Source organism: Providencia sp. (assembly GCF_052096715.1).
Taxonomy (GTDB): Bacteria; Pseudomonadota; Gammaproteobacteria; order Enterobacterales; family Enterobacteriaceae; genus Providencia.
Genome location: NZ_JBQDNB010000004.1, coordinates 228681 through 248095 on the forward strand (window position 1 = coordinate 228681; position 19415 = coordinate 248095).

Below are 19415 nucleotides of genomic sequence, written 5' to 3' on the forward strand. Positions count from 1 at the left end.
AATTCGTGTTGTGGCTAGGCGCCAATCGAGCTAAGCTCTGGGAGCATACACAAGTATGTGACTAGAGTTAGCGAGTGCAGGCAACAATGCTACAGCGCGAAATATGACGGATAAAATTAGATGCTTTCGCCTGTTAGAAGAAAAAACCCCACATCAAAATGCGTCGCCGCCACCTTCTTACCTGACATTCGAGCCAACAGCATTTCCGCTGCTTTGCGACCCATTTGGTCACGAGGGGTTAAAATACTGGCGAGCTTTGGCGTCATAACTTGGCCGACATCATGGCCGTGAAAGCCTGATATTGCTAGATCCTTCGGAACATTTATGCCTAAGCGTTGGCATTCAAAAATTGCCCCGATTGCAAGGTCATCATTGGTACAAAATAGCCCATCGGTATCGGGATACTTTTCTTTGCAACTGTGTAGTAATTGCGCGCCCAACGAATAAGAGGAACTCTCTTGCGTCATCACATTACGCGGCTCAAGCTTGGCATCAAGCATCGCTTGTTCATAACCTTTTAGACGAATAAAGGTTCTTTCATCATAACGTGCACCTATATAAACCACTTTTCGACAACCACGAGCAATCATGGCATGCGTCATTTGGCGAGATGCTTCAAAATTATCAATCCCTACAGCAATGTCTAAACAAGGAGAGACGCTATCCATGATTTCGACAACAGGAATACCTGCGGTTTTTAACATCCGAAGTGTGCGGTCGGTATGCGTTCGCTCTGCTAAAATAACGCCATCAATATTATAAGAAAGTAACGATGTTAAACGTTCTTCTTCTTTTTCTGGCAGATAACCATAGTGAGCCAACATTGTTTGATAACCATGTTTGTCGGTAACAGCTTCAATTCCGCGGATCACTTCCGCAAAGACTTGGTTAGTCAATGAAGGAAGCAATACTCCAATGGCATGGCTAGTTGCATTGGATAAAATATCGGGCGCTTTATTCGGAATATAACCAAGTTCATCAACTGCTTGGGCAATTTTACCACGCAGTGATTCAGAAACTTGTTCAGGGTTTCGTAAAAAGCGACTCACAGTCATTTTTGTGATACCGACACGATCGGCAACATCCTGCAAAGAGGGTCTTCTATTCTTCATATATCCAATATAATCAACAATGCACCATTTCTATCGCTATGGTCTGCTATCTTTTTCCGGATAGCAATCTTTGTTCCTGATTTACATCACATAACTGTCGATTTTTTCTAACAACCCCACTTTTATAGTTGACTCTCAGCCATGACTCCGTTAATTTTCGCGCTATATACCAATAAATACAGCGCAATGATAATCACGTACTATGGCAATCAATCGAAGACACTTTATTAAGTCCTGCGTTACCCTTAGCGCATTTTACTGCTTACCTAGTTTTGCCAAAACGCATAGCAAAATCGAAGAAGCTTTCTTTGGTAAGCGCCCTATTTCTATTGAAATTCAGCGTGTTATCAGTGCGGGACCTCCATCTGACTTGCTTCTTTTCGCTCTCGCCCCTGAAAAAATGGTTGGGTTTTCCTCTATTTCACTGAAAAAAGGCGATACAGGGTTCTTTGCTCAGCAATGGCTTAATCTTCCCATTTATGGTCGACTAGCAGGGCGTGGCAGCACACTTTCCCTAGAAAAATTATTGTCTTACCGTCCAGATTTAATTATTGATACTGGCAATATTGATGAAACTTACCGTTCTCAAGCACAAAAGGTCGCAAAACAGACTGGTGTTCCTTATTTATTAATCGCGGGTAGTTTGCAAGATTCCCCGCAGCAATTACGCCAGCTCGGTGAGATACTCGGCGTGGAGCCGCAAGCTGAAAAGCTCAGTTTCCTTGCCGAGCAGTATTTATCTGATGCCACTCAATTTGCACAACAGAATCAATTGCCTAAAACTGAGCAAACTAAACCCCTCAGTTTTTATCTTGCAAGAGGGGCGAAAGGGTTACAAACAGGCACTAAAGGCTCAATTCATACTGAAGCAATTGAAATCCTCGGGTTACGCAATGTTGCCGACATCCCTGGTTTTAGTGGGCTCACTGAAGTTTCTATGGAACAGCTGTATGACTGGAACCCTGACATCATTATAACTCAATATAATGAAGCCGTTGAATTCATCAACACCTCATCACTATGGACAGGTTTGAATGCCATCAAATCTCGTCAACTATATGTCTTTAGTGGCGTTCCTTTTGGTTGGATTGATGGCCCTCCTGGCATAAATCGTCTTTTAGGTATGCGCAGGTTACAAAGCCATTTTGATAAAAAAATCCAAGAAACAATTCGGCAAGATATTCAGCAATTTTATGACTTATTTTACCATTCACTACTGACTGATGCACAAATAACCCAGCTAATGGAAATGTCATGAATGGCACAGTAAAACGCCTATTGCTGCTGATTATTTTACTTATCAGCCTCACTATTGCACTGACAAATGGCAAATATTCGCTCTCCCTTGAAGAGCTATATCATTTATTTACCAATGAGTTTACTGCATCAGCCACAAGTGATGACCCGCGCAACGGAACCGTTTTTTGGCAAATTCGTTTTCCGCGCACACTTGCGGCCATTTTAATTGGTGGCGGATTGGCGATTGCTGGAGCGGCTTATCAAGGTATGTTTCGTAACCCGCTGGTCTCACCGGATATTTTAGGGGTTTCAGCAGGTGCAGGCGTGGGGGCGGTGATTGGCATTTTCTTTGGTCAATCCTTAATTTATATCCAACTCGCTGCATTCGTTGGTGGGCTTATTACTGTTGCTCTGGTTTGCTTTATTGCTCGATTTGCCCGTCAACATGACCCTATTTTGTCGCTTGTTTTAGTCGGTGTCGCTATCAGCGCCCTTTGTGGCTCCGCGATTTCACTGATGAAAATATTAGCCGATCCTTATACCCAACTTCCTTCAATTACTTTTTGGTTATTAGGGGGATTATCTTCAATTACCCAAGAAGATTTGATTGCGGTTTTACCTCTAATGGTTATTGGTATCATTCCATTGCTTTTATTACGCTGGCGAATGAATTTACTCAGCTTATCCGATGAAGAAGCCAAAAGCCTCGGGGTTAATGTGAGCTTAATCCGCGCAGTATTTATCGTTTCTGCCACACTAATTACCGCCAGTGCCGTTTCTATTGCCGGTATCATTGGTTGGATAGGATTGATCGTGCCACACATCACCAGAATGATAGTGGGTGCTAACTTTCGCTATCAGCTGCCCGCATCAATGATTATTGGTGCAATCATGTTGCTTATTACCGATACACTGGCTCGCACCATTGCTTCGATAGAGCTTCCGCTCGGAATTTTGACCTCCGCTGTCGGCGCCCCCTTCTTTTTAGCTATTTTATTGCAAACAAGGCGGGTTAAATGACGATTCTATCCCTTAAAAATGTCTCTATTGGCTATCATCACCAAGCCATTATTGAGGGAATTAATCTTACGTTGCCCAAAGGTGCGATTACTTGCCTATTGGGTGCTAACGGTTGCGGAAAAACCACATTAATGAAGACCATTTTAGGCCTTCTTCCTGCCATTTGTGGTGATATTTATTTAAAAAATAAATCAATTAATTCGCTAAAACAGCTAGACATCGCGAAAGTGATTGCTTACGTACCTCAAGCTCACGATACCCCATTTACGTTCACCGTTATTGATATGGTGGTTATGGGACTCACGCCGCATATTTCTTTATTTTCACTACCCGGCGAGAAAGAGAAAACCTTAGCCATCCAACAACTCAATAAGTTAGGTGTCGAACACCTCTCTTCACGCCTATATAGCACACTTAGTGGGGGTGAAAAACAACTCGTATTGATTGCTAGAGCCTTAATCCAAAACCCATTATTATTGATTATGGATGAGCCAGCAGCAAGCCTCGACTTTGGTAACCAAATTCGCCTACTCAAGCAAATAGAACAATTAAAAGCCCATGGCATCACCATATTTATGTCCACCCATCACCCGCAGCACGCTGCGGCCATTGCTGATAATGTTATTTTGCTTGATAAACACCAACAAGCTAGACAAGGTACATCAAAAAGTATGTTAACACTCACTAACTTGTCAGCACTCTATTCAGTGGATGAGCAAAGTATCATGGCTCATTTCCAGCTTCCATCAACCTTGATTTGTGAAGGCCAAAAATGATGTTAATTCACCAGTTAAATTTTGCACACATGTACCAACAACATATGCAGCAAGCTCAGCGCTCGCGTAAAGAACCTGAACATTGGGATAAAAAAGCGCAGCAAATGGCACAAAATTGTGCCAATCCAAATGATCCTTATTTATTACGTTTTCGTGAATTGATGGACTTTACTGGCGCACAAACTTTATTGGATGTGGGTTGTGGACCCGGTTCAGTGAGCTTATGTCTCGCAAACCAATTTCAATCAGTTATGGGTATCGACTACAGCGGTGGCATGATTGAAATGGCTCAACAGCGCGCAAACGAAATGGATATCCATAATGCGAGCTTTAAGAAATTAGCATGGGAAGACAGCTGGGAAGCGCTCCCGAAATTTGATATCGCCGTCGCTTCACGCTCAACATTGGTTGATGACTTAAAAACAGCGTTATTAAAACTTAACCGTCAAACTAATTTACGGGTTTACACCACCCACACGGTCAATCCAACCTTTATTGATGAAAATATTATTCGCGAAATTGGCCGTGAAGTTATTAGGCTCCCCACTTATATTTATGCCGTGAATATTCTGCATCAGCTAGGTATTCATGCCCGCGTCGATTTTATTAAAAATCCCACTAAAAGTGGCTTCGACAGCTTTGCCGCTTTTGCCGATAGCGTAAATTGGTCGTTAAAAAACCTTACCGCTGAGGAAACTGAAAAACTCCGCCATTATTACGATGCGCAAACTGCTTCAGGCAAACAAATCCCCTACCCATCTCGTGATTGGGCAATGGTCTCTTGGGACGTTATTAATGAATCGGAACTCACCTTATGATTTATTTACCTGACTCATTAATTGACCAACTGCTCTTGGATGATATTCAGTATGGGGATCTCACAACCCGCTCCCTTGGATTGCATTCACAACAAGGCACCATGACATTTACCTCAAAAGAAGGCGGCTGTGTGAGTGGCATTGCGATTGCTGAACGCATGTTGGCAAAACTTGGTATCAGTACCCAATGCTTCTTTCAAGATGGTCAAATTGTCGAGCCTCAAAGCCTGTTGATCCGTGCGTCAGGTACCGTTGAAGCTCTGCACCAAGGCTGGAAAGCAGTACAAAATATACTAGAATGGTGTGGTGGCATCAGCCACTATACCCATCAAATGGTCAATATTTTAAAGCAATATCAACCTGATGGACAATTAGCTTGTACTCGTAAAACTATCCCTAATACCAAACCTCTTGCACTCACTGCAATTATTGCAGGTGGCGCCATCATACATAGGGCTGGCAGTGCAGAAAGTATTTTGCTGTTTACTAATCATCGAAATTGCTTAACGGAACCAAATGATTGGCGGTCTCATATACAAACTTTAAAAACAGCCGCACCAGAAAAACAAATTATTGTTGAAGCAGATAATCGCGAGCAAGCGGTGTTAGCTATTGAAGCTGGAGCCGATATTATTCAATTAGATAAGTTGCCTACAAAGCAAATTGAGCAATTACAATCGATTATCCGAGCCCAGAATAAATCATGCCGTCTTTCGATTGCTGGCGGTATCAATCTACAAACTATCGCTGAGTATGCACAGACAGGCGTTTCTCTGTTAGTAACTTCAGCCCCTTACTATGCTGCGCCGAGAGATATAAAAGTTCATATATTCAAACAATAATTACTAAAACACCATTTGAAAAAATAGCCTAGCTAACAGAGCTGGTTATTTTTTCATTTATTTAAACGCACAACTCGTTATATATAAAATTATACATCGATATCATAAGTAAAAAACAAAACTGGAAATCAATAATGAAAATAAAACAAATAACCTATTTAGTCGGGATGGCTTTATTCACAGCACAAGGTCATGCTGCAAGTGATGTAAAGACCGAAAAAAATCGTGATGTCATGTCGGTGTGGAGTACCCCTCTCGCAGCTGACGCAAATGTCATCACTGAATCTCAAATGAAACAGCTTAATAAAACAAACGTTGCACAAGCGCTAAGTACCTTGCCGGGTGTGGCTATCCAAAAATCAGGGAATCGCAATGAAACCCAAGTGAACGTCCGTGGTTTTGATAGCCGCCAAGTTCCAATATTTTTCGACGGCATCCCAACTTACGTACCTTATGACGGCACGCTTGACCTTGGTCGTTTCATGACCAGTGAGTTATCCAGTGTGGAACTTTCTACTGGCTATACCTCATTGCTACAAGGGCCAAATTTAATGGGCGGTGCAATTAACTTAACCACAGCGACGCCTAAAAAACCATTTGAAGCTGACATCAGCCTCAATCAAGGCTTTGCTCGCGGTGCAGACAATGCGCATAACGTCAGCGCACGTCTGGGTGGGCGTAATGACCTCGGTTTTATCCAAGTCAGCGGTAGCCAATACAAACAACGCTTTATGGGACTACCAAATAGCGAAAATAATAATCCATTAGCCGGCAGCGATGGCCGACGTACCAATTCAGCCACTGATGACAAGCGCTTGATGTTAAAAATGGGCTGGACACCTCGCGAAACAGACGAATATGTAGTCACCTACATCAAACAAGACGGTGATAAAAATAGTGCTCCAGATGTAAACAACGCCAAGCAACAAATTTGGCAATGGCCTGCATATGATAAAGAAAGTATTTACTTCAATGGAACAACTCAGATCACAAACGACATCGCACTGCAAAGCCGCTTGTATCACGATTCATTTAAAAATACCTTACACCAATACAAATCAGTAAAAGATTACAAAAATGGTACCTATAACTACAGTCGTTATGATGACTACAGCAATGGCGCTGATATGCGAGTTGATTTCACTGTACGTGAACTGGATATGCTGTCATTTGCAGGGCATTGGAAAGAAGATGTTCACCGTTCTCGTAGTAACAAAGTTGTCCCTTTTGACCGCTATAAAGACCAAACTTGGTCAGTGGCGACAGAATACCAATGGGTTGCAACCGACAAACTCGATATTATCGGAGGAATTGGCTATGACTGGCGTAGTAGCGATGATGGCAGACGCTATCTATATAATAAAAACAATGTTGTCACGGGTGTTGAAACCTATGATGATAACCGTCAACGTGCCTTCAATTGGGAAGTTATGGCCCGCTATCACTTAGAAAATGATGATACTGTACAATTTTCTGTATCAGATAGAAGTCGCTTCCCAACCCAGAAAGAACGCTACACGACTAATAAGATGAAAAACAATGATAGCTTTATCATTAACCCACATCTTGATGCTGAACGAGCACTTACCTATGATTTAACTTACAAAGGCCACATTTCTCCACTATGGTCATATACGACCAGTGCTTACTATAACCAAGTTACAGATGCCATTATGGCCCATCATATCGGTGATAATCCCAAAGGTGGCGATTTACTACAAAATCGTAATAGTGGAAAAGTTAATTATGCTGGAATTGATGTAGGCACGACAGGCCAATTTACGGATTGGTTGGAAGCGGGCTTAAACTACAGTTATATTCACGCAGATCCAAAGCATGACAGCGTCCGTCACGTCTCCGAATTACCCACTCATAAAGCCTTCGCATGGATTAAATTCACACCTTATGAACCACTTAGCATAACCGTGACTGAAGAAGCAAGAAGCTGGGCATTCAATTATATTGATAGTGAAGACAAAGTTCGCGGATTTTCAAAAACAGATTTGCGTTTAGATTATAATTTAGGTCATGGCTTATCTGTTAATACCTCAGCAAACAACTTATTTGATAAATCATATGAATATACTGATGGATATATTGAAGAAGGCCGAAACTATTGGCTAGGTTTAGAATATAAATACTAAAGCTTAATTAAGATAGGTAAGGATTCTTTTCCTTACCTATCAGTACACATAATAGAGAAAAACATTATTAAAATAATAGAAATGATGTAAACAAGAAATAAAGCAAGTACAATTACCTAGGATTATTCCCATAATCAACATTTCAAACGAAAATATTAGCCATTTATAGATTATTATATCTTCCTCACCCAGAACGCAATCAATCGCATCAATTAAAAGCTAACAATAGCAAAATATATAGATTAAAATAACACTAAACCATTCAATTCAATAAATTTGCTACTAGTCTACAAAAAAGCTCATCGCTCAATACTTGCAGTTAATCGGTTCCCTATTTAGACTATATAAATAACAATAAAATATAAAAATTAATTTATCAAAAAATAAAATTTAACTTAAACTGAGCACTAGGTTTTAGTGACTCTGCTATGCCATTTTAAATTAGAGAGCACACAAAATTTATGATTGAAGAACATGATTACACTATCGATAATAAATTTGTTTTTGAACAAAAAACAAGTCGTATCTACCTGAAAGATGACCAAAATCAAAACATTGAATTATCAAAACCTGCCGCTCGATTATTTAATGAGATTATTTTATTAAATATGAAAAAAGGAATTGCAACTCGAGATGAGCTTCTCACAAATGTATGGGAAGAATATGGACTTGTCGGCTCAAATAATAATTTAAACACTTATATCAGCGAGATACGAAAAAAACTCGAAATTGTGGGTATTGATCCTAAATCTATTGTCACTGTCCCTAAAAAAGGATTTCGTATTGATAGCCATCTCTCTAAATTTGAGATGGAAGATAGTGATAACACAATTCTATGTGAAGAATTTAATACCCAGCATGATGATAAATTAGATTTTTATGATAATCTTCCACCCCCTCCACTATTAAAAGCAGAGACACCCCCCGTACATTTATTGATTGAACCTGAAACACATAATGCGGAACAAAATCCTACAGAACAAAAAATCATAGAAAATCAATCTATTAAAATTAAAAACGCCTCACATGAAAGTATTGAAAACGACAATATTTTTTCTGATGATAAACAACACGTCATCATAAACAGTAACAAGAAAAAAATAGCCCGAGCTCTATTATTAAGCTTTTCAATAATAGTGATTTTAACTTCAATTTATATGTTATTCGATTCACCAGTAGAGGATAATATTGTAGGGAAAAGTTATCTTACTGTAAGTAAAAGAGATAATTGTATAATACAAACCCCGACTGACATGGTAGGAAAAACAACAAGCGATAATATAAATTTTGTTAATAAAAAACTAGAAAAATATAATATATCTTGTGATGAACCAAAACGCGTTATTATTTTATCTGATTTAAACTATACTTACTCATTTGATAAAAATATTGCTATCAGTATCTGTAAAGAAAAAAACAATAAATATGATTGTATATCAATTAATGACCAGAGAATTTAAATGAAAAAATATATTGCCGCATCCATTATTGTTGTCACCACTGCTTTAGTTTCAGCTGCCGTCGTAAATAAAAGAAATGACAATATAAAAATTTGTCATTCTGAAGTTGTGTGGATTAAAGATAATGGCACGCCAGACGGCATCAGTTTAAAGTCAAAAATGAGTATACTGACATCCAATGATAATCAAGGCAGAATCAATGTTTACGGCTATATTAAAGATAAAGATGCAACCTACCGATTAGATAGAGCAATTTACTTTAATTATCAACCTGTTGATAAAAAAGGTAACTATGCAGTTAATTTCACCTCTTCATCAATTACAACCTCTGATAATACTCCCGATGATTTATTCTCAAACTTCATTCAATTAGAACAAGATAAAATAAAGTATTATGTCAACATTACAAGAATGGAAGACAATATTTATATTCTAAAAGATGAAGCTTATTCTTCTTTTACATGTCATGTAGAAAAATAACATCAAAATAAATTGAAAAAAAAGCCTACCAACAATTACGTTTAAGTAGGCAAAACCGTCAACATGGGAAAACGGATGAATACAAAACTTTTCTGCTGACTAGATCATGGAATAGTCATAACGAGGGTAATACGACCACTAAATTTACCAGGTGCTACTGAGCCACTTGTTCTTAATATAGATTTAACTATTATTGGCGTACCTCTGTTAGCTCGGGCGGAGACAAGAACCCCCACTGACGCAGGTTGATCATTAAGCGTAACCATAGACTGTAATTCATTATTAGGACGTAAGCTGACATAATTTTGCTGCAAGTTTGAAGATACTCTCACGCCCATATCCTGATTACACAAAATACTGAACATACTTGATACCGTATTACCATTGAGTTCATCTGCATTCAAACTTCCATGATCGAGCTCAAGTGTATTATTCTCGACAGACGCAAAATAACATTTACCCGCAGGTGGTGGGGCAATACCGCAAATTCCCCCCGGTAACATTTTAGATAACCCATCACGTTGCTTATCCCCTAAAAAAATCCCAACACATTCGTCTGTTTTAATCGTCCCACTATGTTCACTCATTCCTGTTTTAGGAAAAGTTAGTCCACATTGGTCCCTTGCATCGGCAATAATGGCTTCCATTGTTCTATAGGTTGCAAAATTAATACGACAATCCCATGCTATACGTGACGTAACACCACCTGTGTCTTTACCTGAGTGCAAATGGTTTATTGTAAAATAACATTTTTTAGCACCATCAGCTCCCAAGACAGAAACACAAGGGTTACCTTCCGTTGGAGAACTGGCTTTCCAATAATCAAATTGAAAATAATACTTATGGCTACTACCGCTGCTAACAACTTCTTCCACATAGGAAAAATAAGTTGAAGCATAACTAAAAAAAGTTATAAAAAATAACGGTACAAATAATAACTGCTGTATTCTTTTTCCCATTTCAGTTCTCTTTTTATTTAGTTAAACATCTAATTCCAACACGATATGGAATGTTGAGAATGAAATCATTCATATTCAAATAGAAAAGTTGCTGTGGCGACAATATGCCCAGCTTTAATTTGCTTATTGCTAATGGACTCTGGTGTTGCCTTTAAAAAGGTATTAAATCTCAGTTCATTTTTCCCCGCTTGTATTAACGGAAGCAAAGATGAAAATTGATTAATTTTAACGGCGGTCCCATCGACTAATTCAACACCAATACCTAAACCTTGATTATCAGTACCACTTAATGCTAAAAAACCTAATAATTGATTATGTTCAGCACCTGAGAATTTAACTTTCATTTTCTTGGCGATAGTTAAATCACAGTTAGACAAAACTAGAGTAAGTTCCTTTCTTGGAAACTGAAAGCTAGAGTCATAAATATCTAACAATCGAATATCACCAAAATCGACTTCCACATTCTTATCAGCGGGCATCACGACACAAGGTGCATTAACCAGCGATCCTTTCACTTTGACATTATTGGTGGCGGCTAAAGAGAGATGACTTGCAAGAAATCCGAATAGCGCAATAAACAAAATTTTACTTTTCATTATTGATACTCCACAAGTAATGTGGCATTGGCGACAAAATCACCCGTATTTAATTCACTGTTACCATTTTTAACTAATACAGCCCAAAGAATACCTGGAGAGCTTGGGTTAATGAGATATTTTTTGCCAAGATCTAATTCTTTATCCGCTAATTGAAACTTAACTGCTAGATTATCAACACCTGTACTTAATCCATTAATATCAAAAGTGCTTTTAACACCGCTAAGCATTAAGTACATCGCCCAATTATTTTTGTTTTCTTCACATTGAATCTGATAATTAACTTGTCGTTTTTGATCGTTACCTTGAATTGATTTTATTGAAACATTGCCAAAATCAACTTCAATTTCTTTCCCATCATCAATACGACAAGGTGGTGGTGTAATCAAATTACCTTTAATTGTAATAGCAGTTTCGTTATCTTTTGCTATTGAAACAAAAGATAGAAGCATCAATAAGGCTATACCAACAATGTTAGTCATGTTTTGCATATCTCTCACCCTTATTGATATTCAACTTTAAGTGTTGCATTGGCGGTAAAGCTTTTTGCAGGCAACTCGGCACCACTTTTTTTAACTAAAACAGCAGCTAATGCAGGAGGATTAGCAAAACTAAAACTACGCCTACTCTTAAGTGGAAAATCATTAGTGTCCGCTTTAAAAAGTACACCTAATTCATTCACACTAGTTTTTAACAGACGCTGATCAAACGTTGCTGCTACTCCGTCAACGAAAATATTAAGCTTAGGCTTGCTACCATCCTTGCAGGTGACAGTATAGGCAAATGGTTGTTTATAAAATTCATCTTGGACACGTGTTGTCATAACATCACCAAAATCAATTTCAATTGTCTGCCCACCATTAATTGAACATGGTCTTGCTAATACTTCCCCTTTAACCTCAACGTATAAAAACCCTGAGAATCCAAATGCACCTGTGGCATTTAAGGCCAGTAAAAACAAACATACCTGAGTTAACTTCTTAATGGGCATCATAACGTCAACCTTATTTTCTCGGTATCACAGTGCACTCAGTTGCACCACAGTTGAATTTCAAATCAACGGTGCCACCAAAATCATTGAGATAAACTAAAGTAGGCGATGAACCAATATCACCAGCGGATTTTCCTAAACTTATTTCACCACGAGGCGGAACCATAACAGGTTCAAAGTTTTCAGTATCCGTAGCACCTTTTTTCAATTTAGTTATTGATAAAAAGAAAGGTGATGGATTTTTAACAATATAATTACCACCTTGTTTCGCGATTTTTATTTCATTTTCCTGAGGAATAATATCCATTCTTTCTTTTGTAGAAATCGCAGTCGGGCGATAAAAAAGCTTAATTTTAGTCTGCAAAGCGATTTGTAAAACATTAGCTTTATCACTACGCGGCGGTATTTCTCTCACATTCAAGAAATAAACACTTTCCCTATCTTTTGGGAGTTGTGCAACCGCAGGAATAGCTTGAATTTTAATCTGACTCTTTGAATTAGCTTCCAAGCGATGTACCGGAGGCGTAACAATAAAAGGTGAATTTACTTTTTCGTCTTTATCGTTTTCTATCCATGTTTGCGCTAAATACGGGCTTGTTTTGTGTTCATTGGTTAAGCCAACACTCACAGATTTATCATTTTCATTATAAATAACACGTGTTCTATCGAGTGCAATCGCTGAATAAGCAGATTGAACAAGTAAAGAAGTACTTATTACTGTTATTATTCTGACTTTATTTAAAAGTTTCATATTTTCACCGTTGACGTTAAAACATATTTATAATTATCGACATGGCAGTAATATAGTATTTGCCATTGTACTATCTATTTTTTCAGGCAGTTGAATATGGCATGTGGTTTTATCACCCCAATTCACCTCAAGCGCATCTGATGGGTTAATACCCGCTAAATAAACAAATCCATTATCTGAAACAATCCCTACTTCAACCTTTTTATCATTCACAACTGAAGCACCAAATGGTGGATAACTATTATCTGCAAGACTGATTGTCCCTAATAATTTTTCACCTTGTATCACATTAAATTTGCGATAACCGATGGCACCTTCAGTTAATGTTGCATACTGTGTTGACTGTATTGCTTCTGCGTTATCTGGCACATTTTTTAAATCAATTTTTAAGTTATTACGATTATAATCCATAACACTGGTTATCACCGCTTTACCATACCGATTTGTTTTTACTGGTGTCACACCATTTTGAATAGGGATGCCTTCAATTCCATTTGTATCAACTAAAATTCTTGAGCCGCCGCTAATCGAATTATTACGATGTAATGCCCCACCTTCTGGGGTCATCGTAAAACCACCTTTTAACTGCATGGATAGCGTTGATTGGTTATCTTGAATATAGGTTCCGTTGACATTCACCTGAGTTGTATCCCCATCATAGTTATACATACCTGATGTGGTGATTTTTTCTTTATCCCAAGTCCCTGTTGAAACAGAATAAGAGCTACGATTATCAATACGATTATAGTAATTTACATTATTGCTATGGTTGTTACCGCTATAAGATCCTGAGTAACTAATACTGGAGTCATTATTTTCTAGTGGTAAATTTAAATTTAAATAAATACCATCATCATCACTATCGCGTGATTTGGTTTTATAAGCCGTCAAACTTAAGCTAATATTTTTCATCTTACCGAAATCAAAATAATTAGAAATTGTCACGTTATACTGATTCGTCGAAGCTCTATTCCAAAAAGTTTGATGCGAATAATTTAAATACATATTGGTATTATAATCAGGGAATGCCGTACCAAATATAATTGTATATAATTCTTTACCACTATCAACCGTATCACCATTATAGCGACGACTAATAAACTGGCTCATATTCATGTAGTTTCGTTCGGAGAATCGATAGCCCGCAAAAGTAATTTGACTGTTAATTTCATCAAACTGCTTGGAGTAAGTTAAATTATATGAATTACCAGTGAGTGTTCGGTTATTATCTAAACTCCCCATTACAGCTCGAGATATATTCAAGTTCGCAGATAGCACACCAAATGGTGCAAGATCACGACCAAAACCAATTGCCATATTTTGGTAGTCAGACGACCCTAAAATACCACCATAAAATGTGGTATTATTTGTTGCACCCCATGATAAGGAACCTAAGCTAAATGCCGGACCTTGAGTGCTATGCTCACCTTTACTTGGCTTACCAACAACAAATTGATAAATAAGCTGTCCTGGGCGCGTTAATGTACCCAATCGAGATGTTTCTACCTGATAATTTGTAGTACTACCATCTTGTTCTTGAATAGTGATATCCAAAGTACCGCCACCAAACGAGTTTACATCCTGAATACGAAATGGTCCCGGACTCACTTCAGATTGATAAACTATGCGGCCATCCTGCCTAACAATAATAGTTGCGTTAGTCTTAGCTACACCCGCAATTTCTGGTGCATAACCTTGTAAACGCGGTGGCAACATAGATTCATTAGTTTCTAAACTGGCACCAATATAACGAATACTGTCAAACAACGTTGAGGATAAGTATTGCTCACCAATGGTTAAGCGTGAATTCAATGCACGGATAGCGCGATATAAATAAAGTTGGTTCCAAGCCCATGACTGGTTACCTTTATTTAAATCACCTTGTTGAGCTTGCCAATCAGCTCTTAGGCGCCATACACCAAGGTTAGCACCCATGGTACCTGTTGCTGTTACGCCAGATTCCGTTCCTTTATCACCTTTTTGTTTATTCACTACACGGCCTGTAGCATTGTAATCAATAAAGGCACCTAAGATACCGTCATCCCAACGAGAAGGCGGATCCCAATCAGGGTCTTGATATTCCATAAAAGCTTGGGGAATGCTAATACTCACCACATTCTTCGCTAAATCGCCTTGAATGCTCATTTCAGGAATAGTACGGATATCCAAACATTTTCCGTCATTTAGCCATTTTATTTTAGCGCTCCAATCATTTTTTAATCCCAATAATTCATAAATTTCGGGCGTAATACAGGCTAAAGAAACCTTATCATCGTAATTAGGATTAAAAAATATAATTGGTTGTTCAATCGCCACCTTTACACGGTTAACTTCAATAGCAAGAGAATAATTTCCAGGCGGGACGTAATTAGCATGAGAGAATTTACTGAAATCAACATTTTCTGTGCCTTCAGCTTCTAAAAAGTCTGTATTAAAATCGACAGCTTCTTCAGAAAATGCAAGCATAGGCGTTAACATTAAAAGCATTAATTTTGTAATTAAATTGATTTTCATGCTTTTCATTAAATAATGCCGCCAATTAAAAACAACAAAATAAAAAATAAGCTAGAAACATATGGCGTAAATAACGCCACATGTTTCAATCTAAATAAGCTTAAGCTTATTGGTAGATGATTTTGAAGTTAGCAACAGTGTCAAAACGACCAGTAGTTGCTTTTGCATCTGCAGCTTCGTTACCTTTAACATAAGCCGCGAAATGCAAAGTTGTTTCTGAGCCATCACCATTGTTTAAAGCATAACCAGTACCAGTTCCTGGGAATTCTTTACCAAATTCAACAACTTTGTCAGAACCATTAGTGATAATGATACCTGCATTTTTCACTTTTCCACCTAAGCCTAGTAATTCACCTGTAAAACCTGTGAAACCAGAAATTGTAGAACCTGTGAAAGTGATTTTCGCGTTTTTGTAAGTTTCAGTTGAGCAATTTTTTAATACGATATCAAAATTTTTGCTATCTGAACGGAATTGGTTAGAAGTCAGTTCATGTAAAGCAATTTCACCGAAATCAACAACTTGTTTCAAGTTATCGGCATCAATTGAGCATGGAACATCATTAATAAAGCCAATAAAACGAACTTCACCTTGTGAACTTTCAACTGTTGCAGGTACAACTGGATCTTCTGCTAATGCAACACCAGAAACACCGACACCAAAACCAAGAGCTAGAGTTAATGCTAATTTATTCAGTTTCATAAACGTTACCTTTAAATAAGTAGGAAGAAGCTTCCTCTTTACTGATTTTTATTGGTAAATAATTAAGTTCATTTACTTAATCGATTTAACCTTGAAATTATTCCAGCAATCCGACTTTGTTAATTTCACTCAGGTTAGAGGTGTATATATAAATAAGATCCATCTTATTTATCGTTTTATTAAAAAGACCAGAACTCATGAAGCCAACATTCTCATTTATAATAATTATTAAGTTTCTCTCATAATTATTGAAAATTGATATAGAACACTTAATGAGTTTTTTACATATACCGTTTGATATTTTCTGATGTCAATTCTACAACTTCGATATTTATTGTCAAAAAAGACACACGAAATGAGTTTATACAGCTTTAAATTTCAATAAAAAACACCATGCCAGAGTTACAAACTAGAAACATGATAAAATACATAAATCAAAGTAGTTATTTAGAATAATTTATATAAAACATTCTTTTTTATTTATAAAAATTTCAAAACATTTCAAAAAAACACAAAAAATAAAGCAATATTTAAATCTATATAGACAGTAAAACTTGAATTAAAATTCCAATTAAAATCAAACATCAAGACCAATAGATAAAAATAGTCGTATAATGAATACTTATAGTTTGTTTTATAAAAATTGCTCAGATAAGTCTCAATTAGAAATTGGTTCAAAACGTAACATAACATTTCTATCAAATGTTTATTAAAAGTTAAATATTTGGTGCGAATTGTTTATCGTATGTATCACCCGGATAAATAATAGATAAATAATAGATAAATAATAGATAAATAATAGATAAATAAAAAAAATATAAACTCTACCCTATATTATTTTTTATATTTCTTTCTATTTTCAAATATACTTATTATTACTTACCGTTCACCATGAGTACCCTTTGTTGCTTTCAGTCTCTATCACTAACAAAACTATGGTAAACTTGTGAGTAACAGACGTTTCAGTTTTTCAAGGTTGGGAACAAGTAAGATGAAAAAAATGAACGAAGAAATGTTGCTTGTGATGGCTGAAAGAATTTGCCAGTCAAGAGGTGTTAGATTGACACCACAACGAGAAACCGTTTTACGCCTAATAGCGAAACAGCACGGGGCTATCAGTGCCTACGACTTATTAGACCTATTACGTGAAGTTGAACCTCAAGCAAAACCCCCTACAGTTTACCGTGGCCTTGAATTTTTAATGGAACAAGGCTTTATTCATAAAATTGAATCAACAAATAGCTACGTTATTTGCCATCATGTTGACAACCCTAGTCATATTTCAGTCATGCTGATTTGTGATATCTGTGGAAGTGTCACTGAAAGTGATTGCACAACAATTGAAGCTGCGATTATTGATTTAGCAGGAGAGAATAAGTTTCATCTAAGGCATACCGTAGTAGAAAACCATGGATTATGTCATGAATGCTATGAAGTGAATGCTTGTCAAGACCATGACCATTGTGAGCATAACCATGAACAACAAGCCATTATAAAGAAGAAGTGAGTGCTGTTATAAAAATATACCGATAGAAAACGCGCCTATAACGGCATTGGTATAAGAGTGTTATTATAAAATAATTGCTATAAAACCCTTGTTGAAAAACTAAGTTCAAGATTTAAAAATTTCACTTAATATCTAGCCAACTGTTCACTTTATGTGAACTAGATATTAAAGCAATAAAAACACGCGGGCAGACGCCACTAAGAAATAACTAACATCAGAGTGAAATCTGCCAGCCAAAATTCAGATACTTAAAGCAAAACGAATACAGTCTACTAATGCCAATCACTATTACGAATCACCCCAACAGCGAGGCCTTCAATAGTAAAGTTTTGCTGACGTAAATCGATAATAATAGGTGAAAACTCAGAGTTTTCAGCCAGCAATTCAACTCGGTTACCTTGCTGCTTAAAGCGTTTTACCGTCACTTCATCTTCAATACGTGCAACCACAATCTGACCATTATGAACGTTTTGTGTTTTATGCACTGCAAGTAGGTCGCCATCCATAATACCAATATCTTTCATTGACATGCCGCTGACGCGTAATAAAAAATCAGCATGTGGTTTGAATAACTCAGGATCAACCTGATAATGACTTTCAATGTGTTCTTCTGCAAGCAAAGGTTCACCTGCTGCAACTCGGCCTATTAACGGTAAGCCAGGGTTATCATTAGCTTCTTCCATCAGCAAACGAATACCTCTGGAAGCACCAGAAACTATTTCGATTACACCTTTACGAGCTAAGGCTTTTAAGTGCTCTTCTGCCGCATTAGGTGAACGAAAACCTAGGCTTGCTGCTATTTCAGCACGTGTAGGTGGCATGCCTGTTTGCGCGATGTGATCACGCACCAGGTCATAAACCTGTTGTTGTCGAGCCGTCAGTGCTTTCATTCCGTTCCCCTGTTTGTTTATACAGTCAGACTGTGAGTATATACAGGTAAATTGAGATTTGAAACAGTTAAATCACTGAACTTAGGCATTTACTATCTATTTAGGTTCTTTTGTTATGTTTCAGGGCCTTTCAAGACTAGATGGTAAAATAACGCTGCCATAAAACAATTACCCAAACAAATAATGCTAAACCAATACTGATAAAAACAGCCGCAGAACCGATATCTTTTGCTCTACCCGAGAGTTCGTGATATTCACTCCCCACACGATCAACCACAGCCTCAATTGCGCTGTTAATCAACTCAACAATTGCCACTAACACAACAACACTGACCAATAAAATTCTATCTATATAGCTAATATCTAAATAAAAAGCGATAATAATCGCAATAATTGCTGCGACCGATTCTTGCCGAAAAGCAGCTTCATTTATCCATGCGGCTTTTAGACCTTTAAGGGAGTATCCCGCGGCTTTTATTACTCGGGTTAAACCCTTATCTTGATTCGCCATATTTATTCCTTAAAATTTGCAAACAATAATCGTTTTTTGCGGTCAAAGTGAATTCTCAGTAACAGATTTGCCAGTTGATTTCTGGTATGATTGCGAAGCATTGTT

Annotated in this window: 19 protein-coding genes; 9 read left to right on the forward strand and 10 right to left on the reverse strand. The window is 37.5% G+C overall.

Annotation, left to right across the window (positions count from 1 at the left end; all coding sequences use genetic code 11):
- Window positions 1–116: 116 nt before the first annotated feature.
- Entirely contained in the window at window positions 117–1112 is a 996-nt protein-coding gene (gntR, locus tag ACTH6U_RS05505; RefSeq protein ID WP_434720908.1) for a gluconate operon transcriptional repressor GntR, read from the reverse strand.
- A 202-nt stretch (window positions 1113–1314) separates the two neighbouring features.
- Between gntR and ACTH6U_RS05510 the strand changes: the two genes are divergently transcribed.
- From ACTH6U_RS05510 to ACTH6U_RS05545, 8 genes are all read left to right on the forward strand, one after another.
- Complete coding sequence (locus ACTH6U_RS05510) at window positions 1315–2370, forward strand: ABC transporter substrate-binding protein (protein WP_336428603.1); 1056 nt, start codon at window positions 1315–1317, stop codon at window positions 2368–2370.
- Window positions 2367–3371, forward strand: a complete 1005-nt coding sequence (locus ACTH6U_RS05515; protein ID WP_336428601.1) for a FecCD family ABC transporter permease — start codon at window positions 2367–2369, stop codon at window positions 3369–3371. Before ACTH6U_RS05510 ends, ACTH6U_RS05515 begins: the two co-directional genes overlap by 4 nt.
- Window positions 3368–4147: an ABC transporter ATP-binding protein gene (locus ACTH6U_RS05520; RefSeq protein WP_441831774.1), complete on the forward strand. Its 780-nt coding sequence runs from the start codon at window positions 3368–3370 to the stop codon at window positions 4145–4147. Before ACTH6U_RS05515 ends, ACTH6U_RS05520 begins: the two co-directional genes overlap by 4 nt.
- Complete coding sequence (locus tag ACTH6U_RS05525; protein ID WP_434720933.1) at window positions 4147–4965, forward strand: class I SAM-dependent methyltransferase; 819 nt, start codon at window positions 4147–4149, stop codon at window positions 4963–4965. The genes ACTH6U_RS05520 and ACTH6U_RS05525 overlap by 1 nt, the downstream gene beginning before the upstream one ends.
- Window positions 4962–5807 (forward strand): ModD protein, encoded by an 846-nt coding sequence (gene modD / locus ACTH6U_RS05530; protein ID WP_294101414.1) that lies wholly within the window; start codon window positions 4962–4964, stop codon window positions 5805–5807. Before ACTH6U_RS05525 ends, modD begins: the two co-directional genes overlap by 4 nt.
- A gap of 134 nt (window positions 5808–5941) precedes the next feature.
- A complete protein-coding gene (locus tag ACTH6U_RS05535) occupies window positions 5942–7951 on the forward strand; it encodes a TonB-dependent receptor plug domain-containing protein (RefSeq protein WP_441831775.1) in 2010 nt (669 codons plus the stop codon).
- A 461-nt stretch (window positions 7952–8412) separates the two neighbouring features.
- Window positions 8413–9411, forward strand: coding sequence for a winged helix-turn-helix domain-containing protein (locus ACTH6U_RS05540; protein ID WP_441831776.1), 999 nt, complete (start codon window positions 8413–8415; stop codon window positions 9409–9411).
- Window positions 9412–9891, forward strand: a complete 480-nt coding sequence (locus ACTH6U_RS05545) for a FidL-like protein (protein ID WP_441831777.1) — start codon at window positions 9412–9414, stop codon at window positions 9889–9891.
- Between the two features lie 104 nt (window positions 9892–9995).
- Here ACTH6U_RS05545 and ACTH6U_RS05550 read toward each other — a convergent pair whose 3' ends face one another.
- From ACTH6U_RS05550 to ACTH6U_RS05580, 7 genes are all read right to left on the reverse strand, one after another.
- Complete coding sequence (locus ACTH6U_RS05550; RefSeq protein WP_441831778.1) at window positions 9996–10850, reverse strand: MrpH family fimbial adhesin; 855 nt, start codon at window positions 10848–10850, stop codon at window positions 9996–9998.
- Between the two features lie 65 nt (window positions 10851–10915).
- Window positions 10916–11446 carry a fimbrial protein gene (locus tag ACTH6U_RS05555; RefSeq protein ID WP_336428591.1) on the reverse strand — a complete coding sequence of 177 codons (531 nt, stop codon included), beginning with the start codon at window positions 11444–11446 and terminating at the stop codon, window positions 10916–10918.
- The gene (locus ACTH6U_RS05560) at window positions 11446–11937 is read right to left on the reverse strand and encodes a fimbrial protein (protein ID WP_294101406.1); all 492 of its coding nucleotides are present in this window, start codon (window positions 11935–11937) and stop codon (window positions 11446–11448) included. The genes ACTH6U_RS05555 and ACTH6U_RS05560 overlap by 1 nt, the downstream gene beginning before the upstream one ends.
- Before the next feature lie 11 nt (window positions 11938–11948).
- On the reverse strand, window positions 11949–12440 hold the full coding sequence (locus tag ACTH6U_RS05565; protein WP_441831779.1) for a fimbrial protein: 492 nt from the start codon (window positions 12438–12440) through the stop codon (window positions 11949–11951).
- 10 nt (window positions 12441–12450) lie between these two features.
- Complete coding sequence (locus ACTH6U_RS05570) at window positions 12451–13188, reverse strand: fimbria/pilus periplasmic chaperone (protein WP_294101402.1); 738 nt, start codon at window positions 13186–13188, stop codon at window positions 12451–12453.
- 33 nt (window positions 13189–13221) lie between these two features.
- Window positions 13222–15711, reverse strand: a complete 2490-nt coding sequence (locus tag ACTH6U_RS05575; protein WP_441831780.1) for a fimbria/pilus outer membrane usher protein — start codon at window positions 15709–15711, stop codon at window positions 13222–13224.
- A 97-nt stretch (window positions 15712–15808) separates the two neighbouring features.
- Window positions 15809–16402, reverse strand: a complete 594-nt coding sequence (locus ACTH6U_RS05580; protein ID WP_441831781.1) for a fimbrial protein — start codon at window positions 16400–16402, stop codon at window positions 15809–15811.
- 991 nt (window positions 16403–17393) lie between these two features.
- Here ACTH6U_RS05580 and zur point away from each other — a divergent pair.
- The gene (gene zur / locus ACTH6U_RS05585) at window positions 17394–17909 is read left to right on the forward strand and encodes a zinc uptake transcriptional repressor Zur (protein ID WP_441831782.1); all 516 of its coding nucleotides are present in this window, start codon (window positions 17394–17396) and stop codon (window positions 17907–17909) included.
- Window positions 17910–18181: 272 nt separating this feature from the next.
- Here zur and lexA read toward each other — a convergent pair whose 3' ends face one another.
- Both lexA and ACTH6U_RS05595 read right to left on the reverse strand, forming a co-directional pair.
- Window positions 18182–18799, reverse strand: a complete 618-nt coding sequence (gene lexA / locus ACTH6U_RS05590; protein ID WP_294101394.1) for a transcriptional repressor LexA — start codon at window positions 18797–18799, stop codon at window positions 18182–18184.
- A 136-nt stretch (window positions 18800–18935) separates the two neighbouring features.
- Complete coding sequence (locus ACTH6U_RS05595; RefSeq protein WP_294101391.1) at window positions 18936–19310, reverse strand: diacylglycerol kinase; 375 nt, start codon at window positions 19308–19310, stop codon at window positions 18936–18938.
- Between the last annotated feature and the right edge of the window lie 105 nt (window positions 19311–19415).